At 65.5% G+C, this 14,593-nt stretch carries 13 protein-coding genes and 1 riboswitch; of the genes, 3 read left to right on the plus strand and 10 right to left on the minus strand.

Annotated elements, in window-relative coordinates:
* Positions 1-6 precede the first annotated feature (6 nt).
* From FHW64_RS22980 to FHW64_RS23000, 5 genes are read right to left on the minus strand one after another with little or no spacing between them, the layout of a single operon-like run.
* A complete protein-coding gene (locus tag FHW64_RS22980; RefSeq protein ID WP_184530548.1) occupies positions 7-1,218 on the minus strand; it encodes an ABC transporter substrate-binding protein in 1,212 nt (403 codons plus the stop codon).
* Positions 1,219-1,267: 49 nt separating this feature from the next.
* Positions 1,268-1,852 carry an amino acid synthesis family protein gene (locus FHW64_RS22985; protein WP_184530549.1) on the minus strand — a complete coding sequence of 195 codons (585 nt, stop codon included), beginning with the start codon at positions 1,850-1,852 and terminating at the stop codon, positions 1,268-1,270.
* A gap of 41 nt (positions 1,853-1,893) precedes the next feature.
* Positions 1,894-2,535 (minus strand): amino acid synthesis family protein, encoded by a 642-nt coding sequence (locus FHW64_RS22990; RefSeq protein WP_184530550.1) that lies wholly within the window; start codon positions 2,533-2,535, stop codon positions 1,894-1,896.
* 21 nt (positions 2,536-2,556) lie between these two features.
* Positions 2,557-3,480 carry a UPF0280 family protein gene (locus FHW64_RS22995; protein ID WP_184531088.1) on the minus strand — a complete coding sequence of 308 codons (924 nt, stop codon included), beginning with the start codon at positions 3,478-3,480 and terminating at the stop codon, positions 2,557-2,559.
* 2 nt (positions 3,481-3,482) lie between these two features.
* The gene (locus FHW64_RS23000) at positions 3,483-5,090 is read right to left on the minus strand and encodes a 6-hydroxynicotinate reductase (protein WP_184530551.1); all 1,608 of its coding nucleotides are present in this window, start codon (positions 5,088-5,090) and stop codon (positions 3,483-3,485) included.
* 248 nt (positions 5,091-5,338) lie between these two features.
* On the opposite strand from FHW64_RS23000, the gene FHW64_RS23005 reads away from it, so the two are divergent.
* The 3 genes from FHW64_RS23005 to FHW64_RS23015 are packed head-to-tail and all read left to right on the plus strand — an operon-like array spanning position 5,339 to position 8,038.
* Positions 5,339-6,112 carry a ferredoxin--NADP reductase gene (locus FHW64_RS23005; protein WP_184530552.1) on the plus strand — a complete coding sequence of 258 codons (774 nt, stop codon included), beginning with the start codon at positions 5,339-5,341 and terminating at the stop codon, positions 6,110-6,112.
* Between the two features lie 13 nt (positions 6,113-6,125).
* Positions 6,126-6,893: a TetR/AcrR family transcriptional regulator gene (locus FHW64_RS23010; protein ID WP_184530553.1), complete on the plus strand. Its 768-nt coding sequence runs from the start codon at positions 6,126-6,128 to the stop codon at positions 6,891-6,893.
* Positions 6,839-8,038, plus strand: a complete 1,200-nt coding sequence (locus tag FHW64_RS23015; protein ID WP_184530554.1) for an amidohydrolase family protein — start codon at positions 6,839-6,841, stop codon at positions 8,036-8,038. The genes FHW64_RS23010 and FHW64_RS23015 overlap by 55 nt, the downstream gene beginning before the upstream one ends.
* 9 nt (positions 8,039-8,047) lie before the next feature.
* Here the strand turns inward: FHW64_RS23015 and FHW64_RS23020 are convergent, their stop codons facing one another.
* From FHW64_RS23020 to FHW64_RS23040, 5 genes are all read right to left on the minus strand, one after another.
* Positions 8,048-8,446 (minus strand): GtrA family protein, encoded by a 399-nt coding sequence (locus tag FHW64_RS23020; RefSeq protein WP_184530555.1) that lies wholly within the window; start codon positions 8,444-8,446, stop codon positions 8,048-8,050.
* Positions 8,443-9,405 carry a glycosyltransferase family 2 protein gene (locus tag FHW64_RS23025; protein WP_184530556.1) on the minus strand — a complete coding sequence of 321 codons (963 nt, stop codon included), beginning with the start codon at positions 9,403-9,405 and terminating at the stop codon, positions 8,443-8,445. The genes FHW64_RS23020 and FHW64_RS23025 overlap by 4 nt, the downstream gene beginning before the upstream one ends.
* Positions 9,389-11,167, minus strand: coding sequence for a glycosyltransferase family 39 protein (locus tag FHW64_RS23030; RefSeq protein WP_184530557.1), 1,779 nt, complete (start codon positions 11,165-11,167; stop codon positions 9,389-9,391). Before FHW64_RS23030 ends, FHW64_RS23025 begins: the two co-directional genes overlap by 17 nt.
* Positions 11,168-11,221: 54 nt before the next feature.
* A complete protein-coding gene (gene metH / locus FHW64_RS23035) occupies positions 11,222-13,972 on the minus strand; it encodes a methionine synthase (protein ID WP_184530558.1) in 2,751 nt (916 codons plus the stop codon).
* A gap of 21 nt (positions 13,973-13,993) precedes the next feature.
* Positions 13,994-14,096, minus strand: a riboswitch (S-adenosyl-L-homocysteine riboswitch).
* Positions 14,097-14,105: 9 nt separating this feature from the next.
* Complete coding sequence (locus FHW64_RS23040; protein WP_184530559.1) at positions 14,106-14,543, minus strand: PACE efflux transporter; 438 nt, start codon at positions 14,541-14,543, stop codon at positions 14,106-14,108.
* Positions 14,544-14,593 lie beyond the last annotated feature (50 nt).

The raw sequence follows: 14,593 nt of genomic DNA on the forward strand, positions 1-14,593 counted from the left end.
GCTCAGTCAGTCCGCAGCGCGGGACTTCTTGACTTCGGCAGCAGACGGCTGGTACTTCGCATCGGCGCCGTCGAGGTAGACGTAGTCGACCATCACGCCCTTGCCGCCTTCGTTCTTGGTGCGGCCCACGAACGCGCCCATCGTGGATTGGTTGTCTTCGGCGCGGTAGGTGATCTTGCCGAACGGCGTGTCCACCTGCAGGCCCTTGAAGGCCGCGACCAGCTTTTCAGGCTCGGTGCTCTTGGCCTTCGCGATGCCGGCTGCGGCCGACTTGATCATGCTGTAGCCGACCACCGAGCCGAGGCGCGGGTAGTCCTTGAACTTGGCTTGGTAGGCCTGTTCGAACTTCTTGTGGTCGGCAGTGGTGATGCCGTACCACGGGTAGCCGGTCACGATCCAGCCGGTGGGCGCTTCGTCCTTCAGCGGGTCCATGTATTCGGGTTCACCGGTCAGCACGCTGACGACTTCGCGGTCCTTGAACAGGCCGCGCGTGTTGCCTTCGCGCACGAACTTCGAGAGGTCCGCGCCGAATAGCACGTTGAAGATCGCGTCGGGCTTCGCATCGGCCAGCGCCTGCACCACGCTGCCGGCGTCGACCTTGCCGAGCGGCGTGGCCTGTTCGGCGACGAACTCCACGTCGGGCTGCGCAGCCTTCAGCAGTTGCTTGAACGCTGCGACCGCCGACTGGCCATATTCATAGTTGGGGTAGACCACGGCCCAGCGCTTCTTCTTCAGCTTGGCGGCCTCAGGCACGAGCATCGCGGCCTGCATGTAGGTGCCGGGGCGCAGGCGCACCGTGTAGGCGTTGCCGCCCTGCCAAGTGAGCTTGTCGGTCAGCGGCTCGCCCGCCAGGAAGAAGAACTTCTTTTGCTTCGCGAAGTCGGCAACCGCGAGGCCGGTGTTCGACAGGAAGGTGCCTGCGAGGATGTCGACCTTCTCGCGCGACACCAACTCTTCGGCCACACGCACCGCATCGCCCGGGTTCGCGTTGTCGTCGCGGCTGATCAGCTCGATCTTCTTGCCGTTGACGCCACCGGCCGCGTTGATCTCGTCGACCGCGAGTTCCATGCCCTTCTTGTAGGGCTCGAGGAAGGCGGGCTGCGCCTTGTAGCTGTTGATCTCACCGATCTTGATCACGCCTTGCGCATGCGCAGGAACGAGTGCGGTGACGAGCGTGGCGACGGCGGCCGCGGTGAAGGCGAAGCGCATTGGGGTCATCGGGAACTCCTCGAGGTTTATTGCAGAGAAACGAATGGTGGCATGCGGCTCAACGGAGTCCGTCGACGCCCTTGATTTCGGAAACTTGCAGGCCGCCGATGCGCGGCAGAGGGCGGCCGCTGTCGGTCACCGCGACGGCGACGACGATCTCGTTGGCTCGCGGCGCATCCGACACGCGCGCTTCGACCGCGTCGAAATGGCTGCGCACGAAAGCGGCGTCCTTGTGGCCCAGCGGCACGTCGATGGCGGTGCCGAGCGTGCCGCGCTTCTTGGCAGAGGGCACGAGCGCCGCGCCCTTCTCCACCGCCACGCGCAGCGGTGCGCCGAGCTTGGGATGCAGGATCGCAGCGGCGTGCTCCAGCTCGCCCGATTCGCCGACGATGGCGGCCTTGCCGTAGCTCTGAGCCTGGCCGGGTTCGATGCCGAGCGCGGCGACGGCCTTCTGGCCGAGCAGCGCGCCGAGTTCTTCACCGATTGCGATCAGCTCGTCGAGCGATTCGCTGTAGCGGCCCGCGTACGGGTTCTCGATCACCGCGATGGCGACGGCACGGCGCGTGGGCGGCTCGATGGTCTTGCCCATTTCCTTGCGGGTTTCATCGACCTGGATGACGAGCTTGCGGATGTTGGCACTCATGGGTTTTGTTCCTTGTGTCTCTGGATGCGGAAGGGACCGGCTCAGCGGAGGCCATCCCACTTGCTGATGTCTTCGGCAAGCAACCCGCCGACGCGCGCATGTACGCGGTAACCGGTGCTCATCGCGAGGATGAAGACGATCTCGTCGGCCGCCGGCGCACCGGGCACGCGCACTTCAAATGCGTCGAACTGGCCACGCACGTAGCTGGCGTTGATGTTGGTCAACGGCACGTCGAGCGTGGTGCCGGGCGCGCCGACCTTCTTGGTCGACGGCACGATCGCGAGTGCGTTGGCGGGCTGGCCGGTCTTCTCCTCGGCCTTGCCCTGTCGGTAGGCATCGCGATCACCTTTCCAGCCGAGCAGCTCGCGCATCGCATAGCCGCCGGGCACGTGCCACAGCGCACCGTGCTCCAGCTCGCCGGCCGCACCGACGATCGCGCCCTTGCCGTACGTGGCGATGCGCTCGACCGGCACGTCCATCGCCGCACGCAGCCGATGCGCCATGTCGAGGCCCACCGGATCGAGCAGCTTCATCATCGGAAGGATGTCGGGCTCGTAGCGGCCCGCGAAAGGATTGGTCAGCACGGCGGCGATGGCGCCACGCACCAGCGGCGTTGCGGCGCGGGGGCCGAACTCGTGGTGGATGTGCTCGACCTGGGTGAAGACACGACGTATATCGATCATGAAAACAAGTCCTGCTTTTCGTTAAGCAAATACTGAACCAACTGCACCGCCGACGCCAGTGGACGCCATCTGCAGCGGCGGGTTCGTCCCCCGGGAGCTTAAGGGCTGCACCACGCGCCATTGCCCCTGACAAACCAGCACCACGGACCACACGAGACCCCTGCGCTGCAGGGCCTCAGCGCATGCAACGCCCGCATCGAGTGCGCGGTGCACCTGCGACGTCGGGAGCGCTTCGACATCGCGCGTGACGAGCAGGTCGCCGAGGTCGCTGTCGTCCTTGCATTCATTCGCAGGAAGACGGTGGATTCGGGGATCGTCGACGTTGACGGCATTCGCGATCACCGTCGCGGCCGCATCGGCTTCAGCAGCGGTTCCGGCGAGCACGGTCACGCTGTCCGCGATGCCGAGCGAGAAGCTGCGCCCGCGCCAGCCACTGGTCGCGACACCGCGCACGGGCATGTCCGCGGTGATCTCGAACTGGCCGTCGGTCGTGAGCGGGCCGGTGTCGCGCAGGTCGAAGCGGGCTAGGTCCGCGAAGAGCCCCACGCGCGCCGAATGGCCCGTCGCAAGGTGCAATGCGATGTCGCCGCCGTTGTTGATCCACGCGCGCTCGATGCCGGGACGATGGAAGCAGCCGATGAGTTCCTGCGCGACCGAACCCGCTACCGCCGCCATCGGGGTGATGAAGCCCTCGCTGAATGGCGCACACGCCTGCCACATGCGCTGCGCAACGGGGCCGCGCAAGGCGCATTCGGCACCGACAGGCTGGCGAAGCAGCGGCAGTTCGCCGACGAGCTCATCGAGGATCGTGCGAAAGCGGCGCCACGCGTGCTCGTGTGCCACGGCCACTTCCACCGCATCGCCATGCGCTTCGGCCACGATGTCGATGGGGCCGTGATTCAGATGCCAGCGGCCACCGTCGAGCGCGGTGCGTTGGGCGGTCATCATCAGCCCAGCATCGGGGGTTGGCCCAGCGGCCAGGGGTTGGCCGCGTCCATGCGCAGCCACTGGCGCGCGAGCGGTGCGCCATCGTTGTGCCAGGCGCCTCGCGCGAGTGCCTGTTCGATCGAGAACACATGCTCCATGTGGCCGCCGAGCGCCTGATAGTCGTCGCGGCGCATGCTGAATTCGATCGGCGCCACGATCGCCGGCGTCGGCACGGTGCCGAAGCTGTTGTCGGGCATGCGCGTCACGTCGACCATCACCGTGATGCCGCCGCCCGGCCACACGTAGGCCGGCGCACCGCCGCAGGTCACGTTGACCAGCGCGCGCTTGATGGCGCGCGTGAGCAGCACCGGGTTCTCGGTGACGCCCGCACGAAGACTACCGCCCGCACCGCCGAGGAAGAGCACCGTGCACAGCGAAGGCTCGCAGTTCTCGCCGATGCGGTTGACGATGCGACGCACCTCCTCGGGCATTTCCTGCTCGACAGGGCGAAGCTGGTCGTCGAGCACATACCACTGCGCATGCTCGCCGGTGGTCGACGTCATCAGCAGCTTGAGGCCGGGGCGCGCGACGCCCTCTTCCCAGCCCTCGATGATCGACAGCGGATCGCTGATGTCGGTGCCGCCCCAACCGGTGCCCGGATTCGCGACCTGGAAGTAGCGTCCCGGCGTCGATTTGCGCCCGCGCATCTGGATACCCGATGCAGGCATGTCGAGGCAGCGTCCGGCCTGGTGTTCGGTCAGCACGCCGGTGATGTGGTCGTCGACCACCACCACTTCGTCGGCATGCCCGAAGAGCTGGCGCGCGAAGATGCCGATGGCCGCCGAGCCGCAGCCCACGCGCATCCGCTGCTCTTCGACGCCGTTCACGATCGGTGCGCGGCCGGCCTGGATCACCATGCTGGCCCCGCCGTCGATCACGCATTCGACCGCCTTCTTGTTGCCGAGCAGCTGCATCAGCTCGGCGGTCATGCGCCCTTCCTTCTTGCTGCCGCCGGTGAGGTGATGCACGCCGCCGAGCGACAGCATCTGCGAGCCGTACTCGGCCGTGGTGACATGGCCGACCACTTCGCCCTTGTAGCGGACGTTGGCCTGCTCGGCGCCGAGGAAGCGGTCGGTGTCGATCTTCACCTTGAAGCTGCAGTAGCTGAAGATGCCTTCGGTCACGACCGTGACCATGTCGACGCCGCTGGCTTTCGAGGCCACGATGAAGGGCGCGGGCTTGTAGTCGGGGTAGGTGGTGGACGAGCCCACGCCGGTCACAAAGACCTCGTCGCTATGGAGGAGATCGCCGCTCCAGTCGGACGCCTTTTCCTTGGCCTCGGCGTCGGCATCGGCCTGCGCGAAAGGCACCAGTACCGGCGTTTCACTCGACAGCTCGCGGCGCAGCAGCACGACCGGATCGACCCGCACCAGCATGCCCTCGCGGTTCGCGTAGCGGTCACACGCACCTGTGCGCCCCTCGGAAATCTGGCACAGCACCGGGCACGCGTTGCACTCGACCTTGCTCGTGCTCATCTTCTCGTTGCGCAGCGCGGAGCGGCCTCCTACGTCGGGCATCACGGGCATGTCCATGCCGGGCAGTCCGTCTGTTTTCGTGTGTTCGGTCATCGCGGGGCTCTCGTGAATTTCAGGCCGGCGGGAGTGCAACAACCGTGCCCGTTACCCGCTTGTGCCGAAGTTGACGTTTGTGTAGCATTCCCTACACTTTCATGTGGCAATCGCTACATTGAAGATCAATGTAGCAAACGGGCCCGATGCTTGCAATGGTGTTTTCGTGAGCGTTACCCGCGAGTCCACGGGCGTCGCCGACAATAGAGGGTTCGCTTCTTTTCAGTCCTTCACCATTTCCGACCCTTATGAGTGCATTCAGCGAAGAACGAGTGTTGAGCGTCCATCACTGGACCGACCGGCTGTTCACCTTCACCACCACGCGCGATCCGGCGCTGCGCTTCTCCAACGGCCACTTCACCATGATTGGCCTGAAGGTGAACAACAAGCCCCTGCTGCGCGCCTACAGCATCGTGAGCCCGAACTACGAGGAGCATCTCGAGTTCCTGAGCATCAAGGTGGAAGAAGGCCCGCTGACCTCGCGGCTGCAGCACATCCAGGTGGGCGACACCATCATCGTGGGCCGCAAGCCCACGGGCACGCTGCTCATCGACTACACGCTGCCGGGCAAGCGCCTGTACCTCTTCGGCACTGGCACGGGGCTGGCACCATTCATGAGCATCATCCGTGACCCCGAGACGTACGAGAAGTACGAGAAGGTCATCCTGGTGCACGGCGTTCGCCAGGTCGACGAGCTGGCCTATCACGACCTGGTGCTCGACCACCTGCCCAAGCATGAATTCCTCGGCGAGCTCATCGAGAAGCAGTTGCTCTACTACCCGACGGTGACGCGCGAAGAGTTCCGCAACATGGGCCGCATCACCGACCTGATCGAAAGCAACAAGCTCACCGACGACCTCGGCCTGCCGCCGATCAACCCGGCCGAAGACCGCGTGATGCTCTGCGGCAGCCCCGGGCTCCTGGTGGACCTGAAGCACATCCTCGAAGGACGCGGCTTCAAGGAAGGCAACACCAGCACCCCTGGCGACTACGTCGTCGAGCGCGCCTTCGCCGAAAAGTAATCGTCCGCCGCGAATGCCCGAGCGCAAGGCCACGTCAGCCAAGCCCCAGCGCCGCACCGGCGTGCGCGAAGCCGCGGCGCAAGCCACTCGCGAAAGCATCCTTCGCGCGGCGACGAAGGTGTTCGCCAAATACGGCTACGACGGCGGCAGTGTCGAGAAGATCTCGCAGGCCGCGAGGTCGTACGACCGGATGATCTACTACTACTTCGGCAGCAAGGAAGGCCTCTTCATTGCCGTGCTCGAAGGGATCTACCGGCGCATGGACGAGGCCGAGGCCGCACTGGCGCTCGATGCTTCGCGGCCGGTGGAAGCGCTCACGGCGCTCATCCGTTTCGTGCTGGGCTACTACCGCAAGAACCCCGACTTCGTCACGCTGCTCAACACCGAGAACCTGCACAAGGGCCGGCACATCGCGAAGTCGCTGCGCGCGCGCGAGTACTCGTCGCAGGCGATCTCGCTCATCGGCGAGATCATGACGAGCGGCGTCGCGCAGGGCCTCTTTCGCGCCGACGTGGCACCGCGCGACCTCTACCTGCTCATCGCATCGACCGGCTATTTCTACATGTCGAACCGGCACACACTCACCGCCTTCCTCGGCGAGCCGCTCGAAACGCCGGAAGCCGTCACGCATTGGGAAGACTTCGTGATCGAGACGGTGCTGCGCACCGTCGATGCCGGGGCTTCCGACGAATCCTCCACAGCTACACCCCACGAAGAGGCTACGAAATGGCAGAAGTCGCAAGCGCCGCAAAGTCAGGCAAGGTCGTCATCCGGAACATAGGTCTGCTGCTCTCGGGCGACATCGACAAGCCCATCCTCGATGCCGACACCATCGTCGCGAACGACGGACTGATCGTCGCGGTCGGCAAGGAAAAGGACTGCGATACCGAAGGCGCCAAGACCGTCATCGACGCGAAGAAGACCTGCGTCGCGCCCGGCCTGATCGACAGCCACGTGCACCCGGTCGCGGGCGACTGGACGCCGCGCCAGAGCCAGCTCAACTGGATCGAGTCGAGCATGAACGGCGGCGTGACCACCATGATTTCCGCGGGCGAGGTGCACTACCCGGGCCGCCCCAAGGACATCGTCGGCCTGAAAGCCCTGGCGATCACCGCACAGCGCGCCTTCGACGCCTTTCGCCCGGGTGGCGTGAAGGTGGTGGCCGGCGCGCCCGTCATCGAGAAGGGCATGGTCGAGAGCGACTTCAAGGAACTCGCGGAAGCCGGCGTCAGCCTGCTTGGCGAAGTGGGCCTCGGCACGGTGAAGGCCGGCTACGAGGCCAAGGAGATGGTCGCCTGGGCGCGCAAGTACGGCATCCAGAGCACGATCCACACCGGCGGGCCGTCGGTACCGGGCTCGGGCTACATCGACAAGGACACCGTGCTCGAAGCCGACGCCGACATCATCGGCCACATCAACGGCGGCCACACCTCGTTGTCGGAAACGCATGTGTGCGAGCTGTGCGAGAAGAGCACGCGTGGCATCGAGATCGTGCACAACGGCAACGAGCGCACTGCAGTCGCTGCGGCCAAGGCGGCGATCGACCTGAAGTGCCCGCACCGCGTGATCCTCGGCACCGACGGGCCTGCGGGTTCGGGCGTACAGCCGCTGGGCATCCTGCGGATGGTGTCGCTGCTGTCCGCGTTCGCGAACATCCCGGCCGAGCTGGTGTTCTGCTTTGCCACCGGCAACACCGCGCGCATGCGCAATCTCAACTGCGGCCTGATCGAACCCGGCCGCGATGCCGACTTCGTCTTCATGGACCGCGCGCAGCACACGTCCGGCAAGACGCTGCTGGAAAGCGTTCAGCTCGGAGACATCCCCGGCGTGGGCATGGTGATGATCGACGGCATCGTGCGCTGCGGCCGCAGCCGCAACACGCCGCCTGCGACCGAAGTGCCCGTGGTGGTTTCAGGCGCGCACTGAAGCGCCTGCTCAGTGCTCGCGCGCGGCGCGGAACACCAGGTATCGGGCAGAGATGAAGTTCACCACGAGGCCGGCGCCGCTTCCGACCGCAACACCGAGCGCCGGGCCCCAGGAGCCGCTCACCCAATGCAGCGTGAGCACATAGGCGGCGTAGTTGACTACCGCGCCGCCGATCATCGTGAGCATGTAGTGCACGTACTCGCGCACGATCGAGGCGCCTGACTGCCGCGCACGGAAGGTGAAGTGCCGGTTGAGCAGCCACGTGAACGTCGCGGCGGCCGTCCAGGACAGCACCCGCCCGCCGTACCAGCCCAGGTGTGGCGATGCGATATAGAGCACCCCGACATCAACAACGAAGCCGATCGCGCCGACGATCGCGAACGACAGGAACTCCTTGCCGATCCTCACGACTGGCCCCGGTGGCGCACGCCCGGAATCGCAAGGTAACGCAGTCGCTTGGCCTCCTGCCGCCCGATGGTCACCGTGTGCAGCACGATGCCGCAGACGAAGGACAGCATCGCCATCAGCATGGTGCCCGTCGCGAGCACGGCGGTCGGGAACCGCGGGACCAGTCCGGTCCGCAAATAGGTGACGACCAGTGGCTCAGCCAGCACGATCGAGATCAGCGCCAGCACGGCCGCAGCGCTGCTGAAGAAAAGCAGCGGCCGTTCGCTCACGAAGAGCTTGAAGATCGTCCGCAGGATGCGCCAGCCGTCCCGGTAGGTCGACAGCTTGCTCTCGGAGCCTTCTGGGCGCGAGCGATAGAGGCCCGGCACTTCCGCGAAGGGCATGCGCAGTTCGAGCGCATGCACGGTCAGCTCGGTCTCGATCTCGAATCCCTTGGACACCGCCGGGAACGACTTGGCATAGCGCCGCGAGAACACGCGGTAGCCCGAGAGCATGTCCTTCAGGTGGCCGCCGAAGAGGCTCGCGACCGCGCCGGTCAAGAGGCGGTTGCCGAAGCGATGGCCCCGGCGGTAGGTCTGCGCGTCGTCGCCCGCGTCCACGCGCGAGCCGACCACCATGTCGAGGTTGCCCTCGATCATCCGTTCGATGAGGCCGCGCACACCACTCAGGTCGTAGGTCGCATCGCCATCGGTCATCACGTAGATGTCCGCCTCGACGTCCGCGAACATGCGGCGCGCGACGTTGCCCTTGCCGCGCAGCGGCACGTGGGTGACGAAGGCACCATGCGCACTTGCGACGGCCGCGGTGTCGTCGGTCGAGTTGTTGTCGAAGACATGGATCTCCGCCTCGGGCAGTGCCGCGCGGAATTCGTCGATCACCTGACCGATCGCCAGCGCTTCGTTGAAGCACGGGATCACGGCGGCAATGCGCAGTGGGTGCGGGTCAAGGTGCTCGGTCATTTCTGTACTGGCGAATGCGGTAGGCCTTGGCATTGTCTTTCTCGTAGATCAGCGCGAACTGCTCGCTGAAGCCGGGCTGCGCCTCCAGGTAGGTCGCGGTTGGCAGCGACACGGCAATCGCCTCGAAGCCTTTTTCGGCAAGCTTTCGCGCATAGTCCGCGGGAGGGAAGATGATGAAGTCCGAGTAGCGCCACGGCCCGAGCGCGTCGCCCCAGACCGGGCTCGGACCATAGTAGGTCGCCTCGCTCAGCGCGATCTGGTAGACGCGGCCCGTCGCATGCTCGCGCAGGTAGTTCATCACCGCGTAGCCCGGCACGTTCTTGCGGAGGAACGCTTCGCGCTGTTCGGGTGTGGTCGCGATCATCGACACCTTCTCTCGCGTCTTGTGAAAGACAACGCCGGCCCCAACCACCAGCAGCAGGATGGCGAGCCACCGACCCACTCGGTCGAGCCCGCCGCTGCGGTCGCGCTCGGGCATCGTCTGGCGCAACTTGGCGGCGATGCCGCCGAACACCGTCTGCCAACCCACGGCCGCCGTCAGCGCAAGCATCGGAAAGGAGGGAACCAGGTAGCGCGGATAGCGCGAAGTGAGAGTCCAGACGAAAAGCGAATAGATGCAGAACACCGTCGCGGCCCGCAACGCGGCGGAGCGCTTCCAGTGCGCGCTGAAGGGCACCGCCAGCACCGCCCAGATCAGCGGGGTCGGCAGCGAGGCGTGGTCGCGCACGTCCTGCAGTTGCTGGTGGTAGTCCGAGGCGTTCCAGTTGGTGAAGCCGAACACGCGCGCGCCGATCGGGTTGAAGGGATCGCCGGTCATGATCGCGTTGCGGGCATACCAGTAGATGCAGGGGATCAGGAAGCAAAGCAGCGCCACCGCCAGCACGCGCGGACGGCGCTCGTGCCAGAGCACGAACACGCCCAGCAAGGGCAGCACCGTCAGTGCCTGGTATTTCGAGCCGACCGCGATGCCAAGGAAGAACGCCGAGAGCGCGAGCCAGCGTGCGCCCTGGGGCGACGGCGATTCGCGCCACCACCACAGCGCCGCACAGGCTGCGATCACCATCAGCGCGACGCTGGTGTCGATCAGCGCGCCCGTGTAGTCGCCCATGCCGAGCCAGATCGCCGCGCCCACGCAGGCCACCACGCGATTGATGTGCATGACGCCGAGCCGGTAGACGATGAGCACCGAGGTCCAGCCCGCGAGCGCATTGAGCAGGTGCGGGAACACATCGTTGCCGTTGCCGACCATCAGCGCACCGGCATAGAGCAGGTTGTAGTTGTACGGAAACCAGGGATAACGCAGCCACTCGTAGATGCCGAGCTTGCCGCTGTGCGCCACTTCGCGGGCATACGGCAGGTGGTACATCAGCTCGTCGAATACGGCCGGCGGCGCGAGCGGCGCAGCCAGCGTCATGACTGCGAGCAGCACGAGGGCGATCATCCCCGTCTTCTCGAGCCAGGACAGCGCCGGGGGCACCTCGCGCATGCGCACCTGGCGCAGCCACGACGGGAGCTGCGGAATCGCCACCACGACACCGAGCGCGACCATTGCCACGACGACCGTCGGCGTGAACCAGCCCACGATGCCGAAAGCCTGGAAGACGCAGATGAAGATCCCGATGCCGGTCGTGATGGCCATCGCCGCCTCGAGCCAGACATCAGGACGCGCCGGCGCGCCGAAGCGAACGAGCACTGCCCGCCCGAAGCCCCAGCAGCTGGCGACAAAAACCACCAGCGCCGCATAGTGCGCGGCTGCAAACATCAACTCTTGAATAGGAATCCCCACCGCCGGCCTTCTTTTCGCCGGCCCATCAAATCAAAGATTGGACGCCAGGAGCCGCTCCAGATCCGCTTCGCTCTTCTGGCGACGGGCCGCCTGGTCCTGCAACTGGTCGTGCCCGATTTTGCCGACGTTGAAGTAGGTCGCCTCGGGATGGCTCAGGTAGAAGCCGCTCACGCTCGCCGCCGGCATCATCGCCAGGCTCTCGGTCAGCGTCATGCCGATCTCCGTGCAGTTGAGCACTTCGAACATCGGCTGCTTCACGCTGTGGTCGGGGCAGGCCGGATAGCCGGGCGCCGGGCGGATGCCGCGGTACTTCTCGCCGATCATCTCTTCGTTGCTCAGCGACTCGTCGGGCGCGTAGCCCCACAGGTCGGTCCGCACGCGATGGTGCATCGCCTCGGCGAAAGCCTCGGCCAGCCGGTCCGCAAGCGCCTTGAGCATGATGGCCGAGTAGTCGTCGAGGTCGTCGATGAAGTACTTCTCCTTCTTGTCGACGCCGATGCCAGCTGTCACCGCGAACATGCCCACGTAGTCCTTCAGGCCGCTCTCGCGTGGCGCGACGAAGTCGGCAAGGCAGCGGCTCGGGCGCATCACGCCTTCGACCATCTGCTTCTCGGTCTGCTGGCGCAGGCCATACCAGGTGAGTGCGGTTTCGGTGCGCGACTCGTCGGTGTAGAGCGCGATGTCGTCGTCGTTCACGGTGTTCGCCGGCCAGAAGCCGATCACGCCGCTCGCGGTGAGCCAGCGGCCTTCGATCAATCGCTTGAGCATGCGCTGGCCGTCGCCGTACACGCGCACGGCTTCCGTGCCGACGATCTCGTCCTTCAGGATCGCGGGGAACGGCCCGGCCAAGTCCCACGTCTGGAAGAACGGGCCCCAGTCGATGTACTTCGCAAGCTCGGTCAGGTCGAAGTTGCGGAAGACCCGGCGGCCGATGAACTTCGGCACCGGCGGCACGTAGCCAGTCCAATCGATCGGCGTCTTGTTGGCGCGCGCCTTCGCGAGGGGCCACAGTGGCGTCTGCTTCTTGTTGGTGTGAAGCTGCCGCACCTTCTCGTAATCGGAATTGATCTCGGCGATGTAGCTCGCCGCCTGCTCGGACAGCAGCGACTGGGCCACGCTCACGCTACGCGAGGCATCGGGCACGTAGACCACCGGCCCTTCGTAGTTGGGCGCGATCTTGACCGCGGTATGCACGCGGCTTGTCGTCGCGCCGCCGATCAGCAGCGGAATCTTGCGCATGCGGAAGTGGTCGTCCTTCTGCATCTCGCCGGCCACGTACTGCATCTCTTCGAGGCTCGGCGTGATCAGGCCCGACAGACCCACGATGTCCGCCCCCTCGACCTTCGCGCGCGCGAGGATCTCGTGGCACGGGACCATCACGCCCATGTTCACGACTTCGAAGTTGTTGCACTGGAGCACGACCGTGACGATGTTCTTGCCGATGTCGTGCACGTCGCCCTTGACGGTGGCGATGATGATCTTGCCCTTGGTGCGCACGTCGCGACCCGCTGCTTCGTCCTGGCGCTTTTCTTCCTCGATGTACGGAATGAGGTGCGCCACCGCCGACTTCATCACGCGGGCCGACTTCACCACCTGCGGCAGGAACATCTTGCCCTGGCCGAACAGGTCGCCCACGATGTTCATCCCGTCCATCAACGGGCCTTCGATCACGTGCAGCGGACGGCCGCCCTTGGCAATCGTTGCCTGGTAGGCCTCTTCGGTGTCTTCGACGATGAAGTCCGTGATGCCGTGCACCATCGCGTGCGACAGGCGCTGCGCCACTGACACCGGATGCTCCGGCGTGCCGCGCCATTCGAGCTTCTTGCTCTCGTCCTTGGCGCCGCTCTTGGCGCTCTCCGCGACTTCGACGAGGCGCTCACCGGCATCGGGGCGGCGGTTGAGCACCACGTCTTCCACGCGCTCGCGCAGCTCGGGCTCCAGGTCGTCATAGACGCCGACCATGCCGGCGTTGACGATGCCCATGTCCATGCCCGCCTTGATCGCGTGGTACAGGAACACGGTGTGGATCGCCTCGCGCACCGGGTCGTTGCCGCGGAAGCTGAAGCTCACGTTCGACACGCCACCCGACACCTTCGCGCCCGGCAGGTTCTGCTTGATCCAGCGCGTCGCCTCGATGAAGTCGACGGCGTAGTTGTTGTGTTCTTCGATCCCTGTCGCGATCGCGAAGATGTTGGGGTCGAAGATGATGTCCTCGGGGGGGAAGTCGACCTCGTCGACCAGGATGCGGTAGGCGCGCTCGCAGATCTCGATCTTGCGCTCGTAGGTGTCGGCCTGCCCCTTCTCGTCGAAGGCCATCACCACCGCCGCCGCGCCGTAGCGACGCAGGAGGCGCGCGTGGTGCGTGAACTGCTCGACGCCCTCCTTCATGCTGATCGAGTTGACGATGCCCTTGCCCTGGATGCACCGCAGGCCCGCCTCGATCACATCCCACTTGGAGCTGTCGATCATGATCGGCACGCGCGCGATGTCAGGCTCGCTCGCGATCAGGTTCAGGAAGCGGACCATCGCGGCCTTGCTGTCGAGCATGGCCTCGTCCATGTTGATGTCGATCACCTGCGCGCCGTTTTCGACCTGCTGGCGCGCGACGGCCAGCGCATCCTCGAACTGGCCGTTGAGGATCATCCGCGCGAAGGCCTTGGAACCGGTGACGTTGGTGCGCTCGCCGATGTTGACGAACAGCGCGCCCTCCCCGATCCGCACCGGCTCCAGGCCGGACAGCTTCATGGGAGGAACGAGGATGGGAGAAGAATCGGCAGACATGCGCTCACCTGGAAAGTCGGGATCAGGCGAGCGTCGTTGCAATCCATTCGGTGGAAGCCCAAGCCTGACGCGGGCGCACTACGTGGGATACGAGGGCGGCGGCGCTGCAACGCTCCTTGGGGAGCCGCGGATTTTACGCCGGCTGGGCTTCCCCGGCCGCTGCTGCGGGCAGGCCGAAGAGCATGTCGAACGTCCAGTTGAAGACGAAGGTGTAGATCAGGAAGAACACGACGAGGCCCAGGTCCATCACCAGCGCTTCCCAGAGGCTGACGTTCAGCCACCAGGCGAAAACCGGCACCAGGAAAGCGACGAGACCGCCCTCGAAGCCGATCGCGTGCGCAATGCGGCGCTTGACGCTGCGGCCACGCGTGGCCTGGCGGGACTCCCAGCGCTCGAAAAGGGCATTGAAGGTCAGGTTCCACAACACCGCGATGACCGAAGCAATCACCGCCACGACGCCCGAATGGCCCATGCCCTGGCCGGACATCAGTGCCAACCCCGCGCTGGCCGCCACGATGGCGATGCCTTCGTAGAGGGTGATGTAGACCACACGACGCTTGAGCCCTTGCATGAAATCGATCCCGTTCTGGTTGCTGTTGGGGCGAGACTTTATGTTTTGAT

It is taken from the genome of Variovorax sp. Sphag1AA, assembly GCF_014192575.1.
Lineage (GTDB): Bacteria > Pseudomonadota > Gammaproteobacteria > Burkholderiales > Burkholderiaceae_C > Variovorax.

Excerpts from the sequence above, each read along its gene's own strand:
- FHW64_RS23040 (WP_184530559.1), bottom strand. The coding sequence starts at position 14,543 with ATGCAAGGGCTCAAGCGTCGTGTGGTCTACATCACCCTCTACGAAGGC.
- FHW64_RS23025 (WP_184530556.1), bottom strand. The coding sequence starts at position 9,405 with ATGACCGAGCACCTTGACCCGCACCCACTGCGCATTGCCGCCGTGATC.
- FHW64_RS23010 (WP_184530553.1), top strand. The coding sequence starts at position 6,126 with ATGCCCGAGCGCAAGGCCACGTCAGCCAAGCCCCAGCGCCGCACCGGC.
- metH (WP_184530558.1), bottom strand. The coding sequence starts at position 13,972 with ATGTCTGCCGATTCTTCTCCCATCCTCGTTCCTCCCATGAAGCTGTCC.
- FHW64_RS22990 (WP_184530550.1), bottom strand. The coding sequence starts at position 2,535 with ATGATCGATATACGTCGTGTCTTCACCCAGGTCGAGCACATCCACCAC.
- FHW64_RS22995 (WP_184531088.1), bottom strand. The coding sequence starts at position 3,480 with ATGACCGCCCAACGCACCGCGCTCGACGGTGGCCGCTGGCATCTGAAT.
- FHW64_RS23000 (WP_184530551.1), bottom strand. The coding sequence starts at position 5,090 with ATGACCGAACACACGAAAACAGACGGACTGCCCGGCATGGACATGCCC.
- FHW64_RS22985 (WP_184530549.1), bottom strand. The coding sequence starts at position 1,852 with ATGAGTGCCAACATCCGCAAGCTCGTCATCCAGGTCGATGAAACCCGC.
- FHW64_RS23015 (WP_184530554.1), top strand. The coding sequence starts at position 6,839 with ATGGCAGAAGTCGCAAGCGCCGCAAAGTCAGGCAAGGTCGTCATCCGG.
- FHW64_RS22980 (WP_184530548.1), bottom strand. The coding sequence starts at position 1,218 with ATGACCCCAATGCGCTTCGCCTTCACCGCGGCCGCCGTCGCCACGCTC.
- FHW64_RS23030 (WP_184530557.1), bottom strand. The coding sequence starts at position 11,167 with ATGTTTGCAGCCGCGCACTATGCGGCGCTGGTGGTTTTTGTCGCCAGC.
- FHW64_RS23005 (WP_184530552.1), top strand. The coding sequence starts at position 5,339 with ATGAGTGCATTCAGCGAAGAACGAGTGTTGAGCGTCCATCACTGGACC.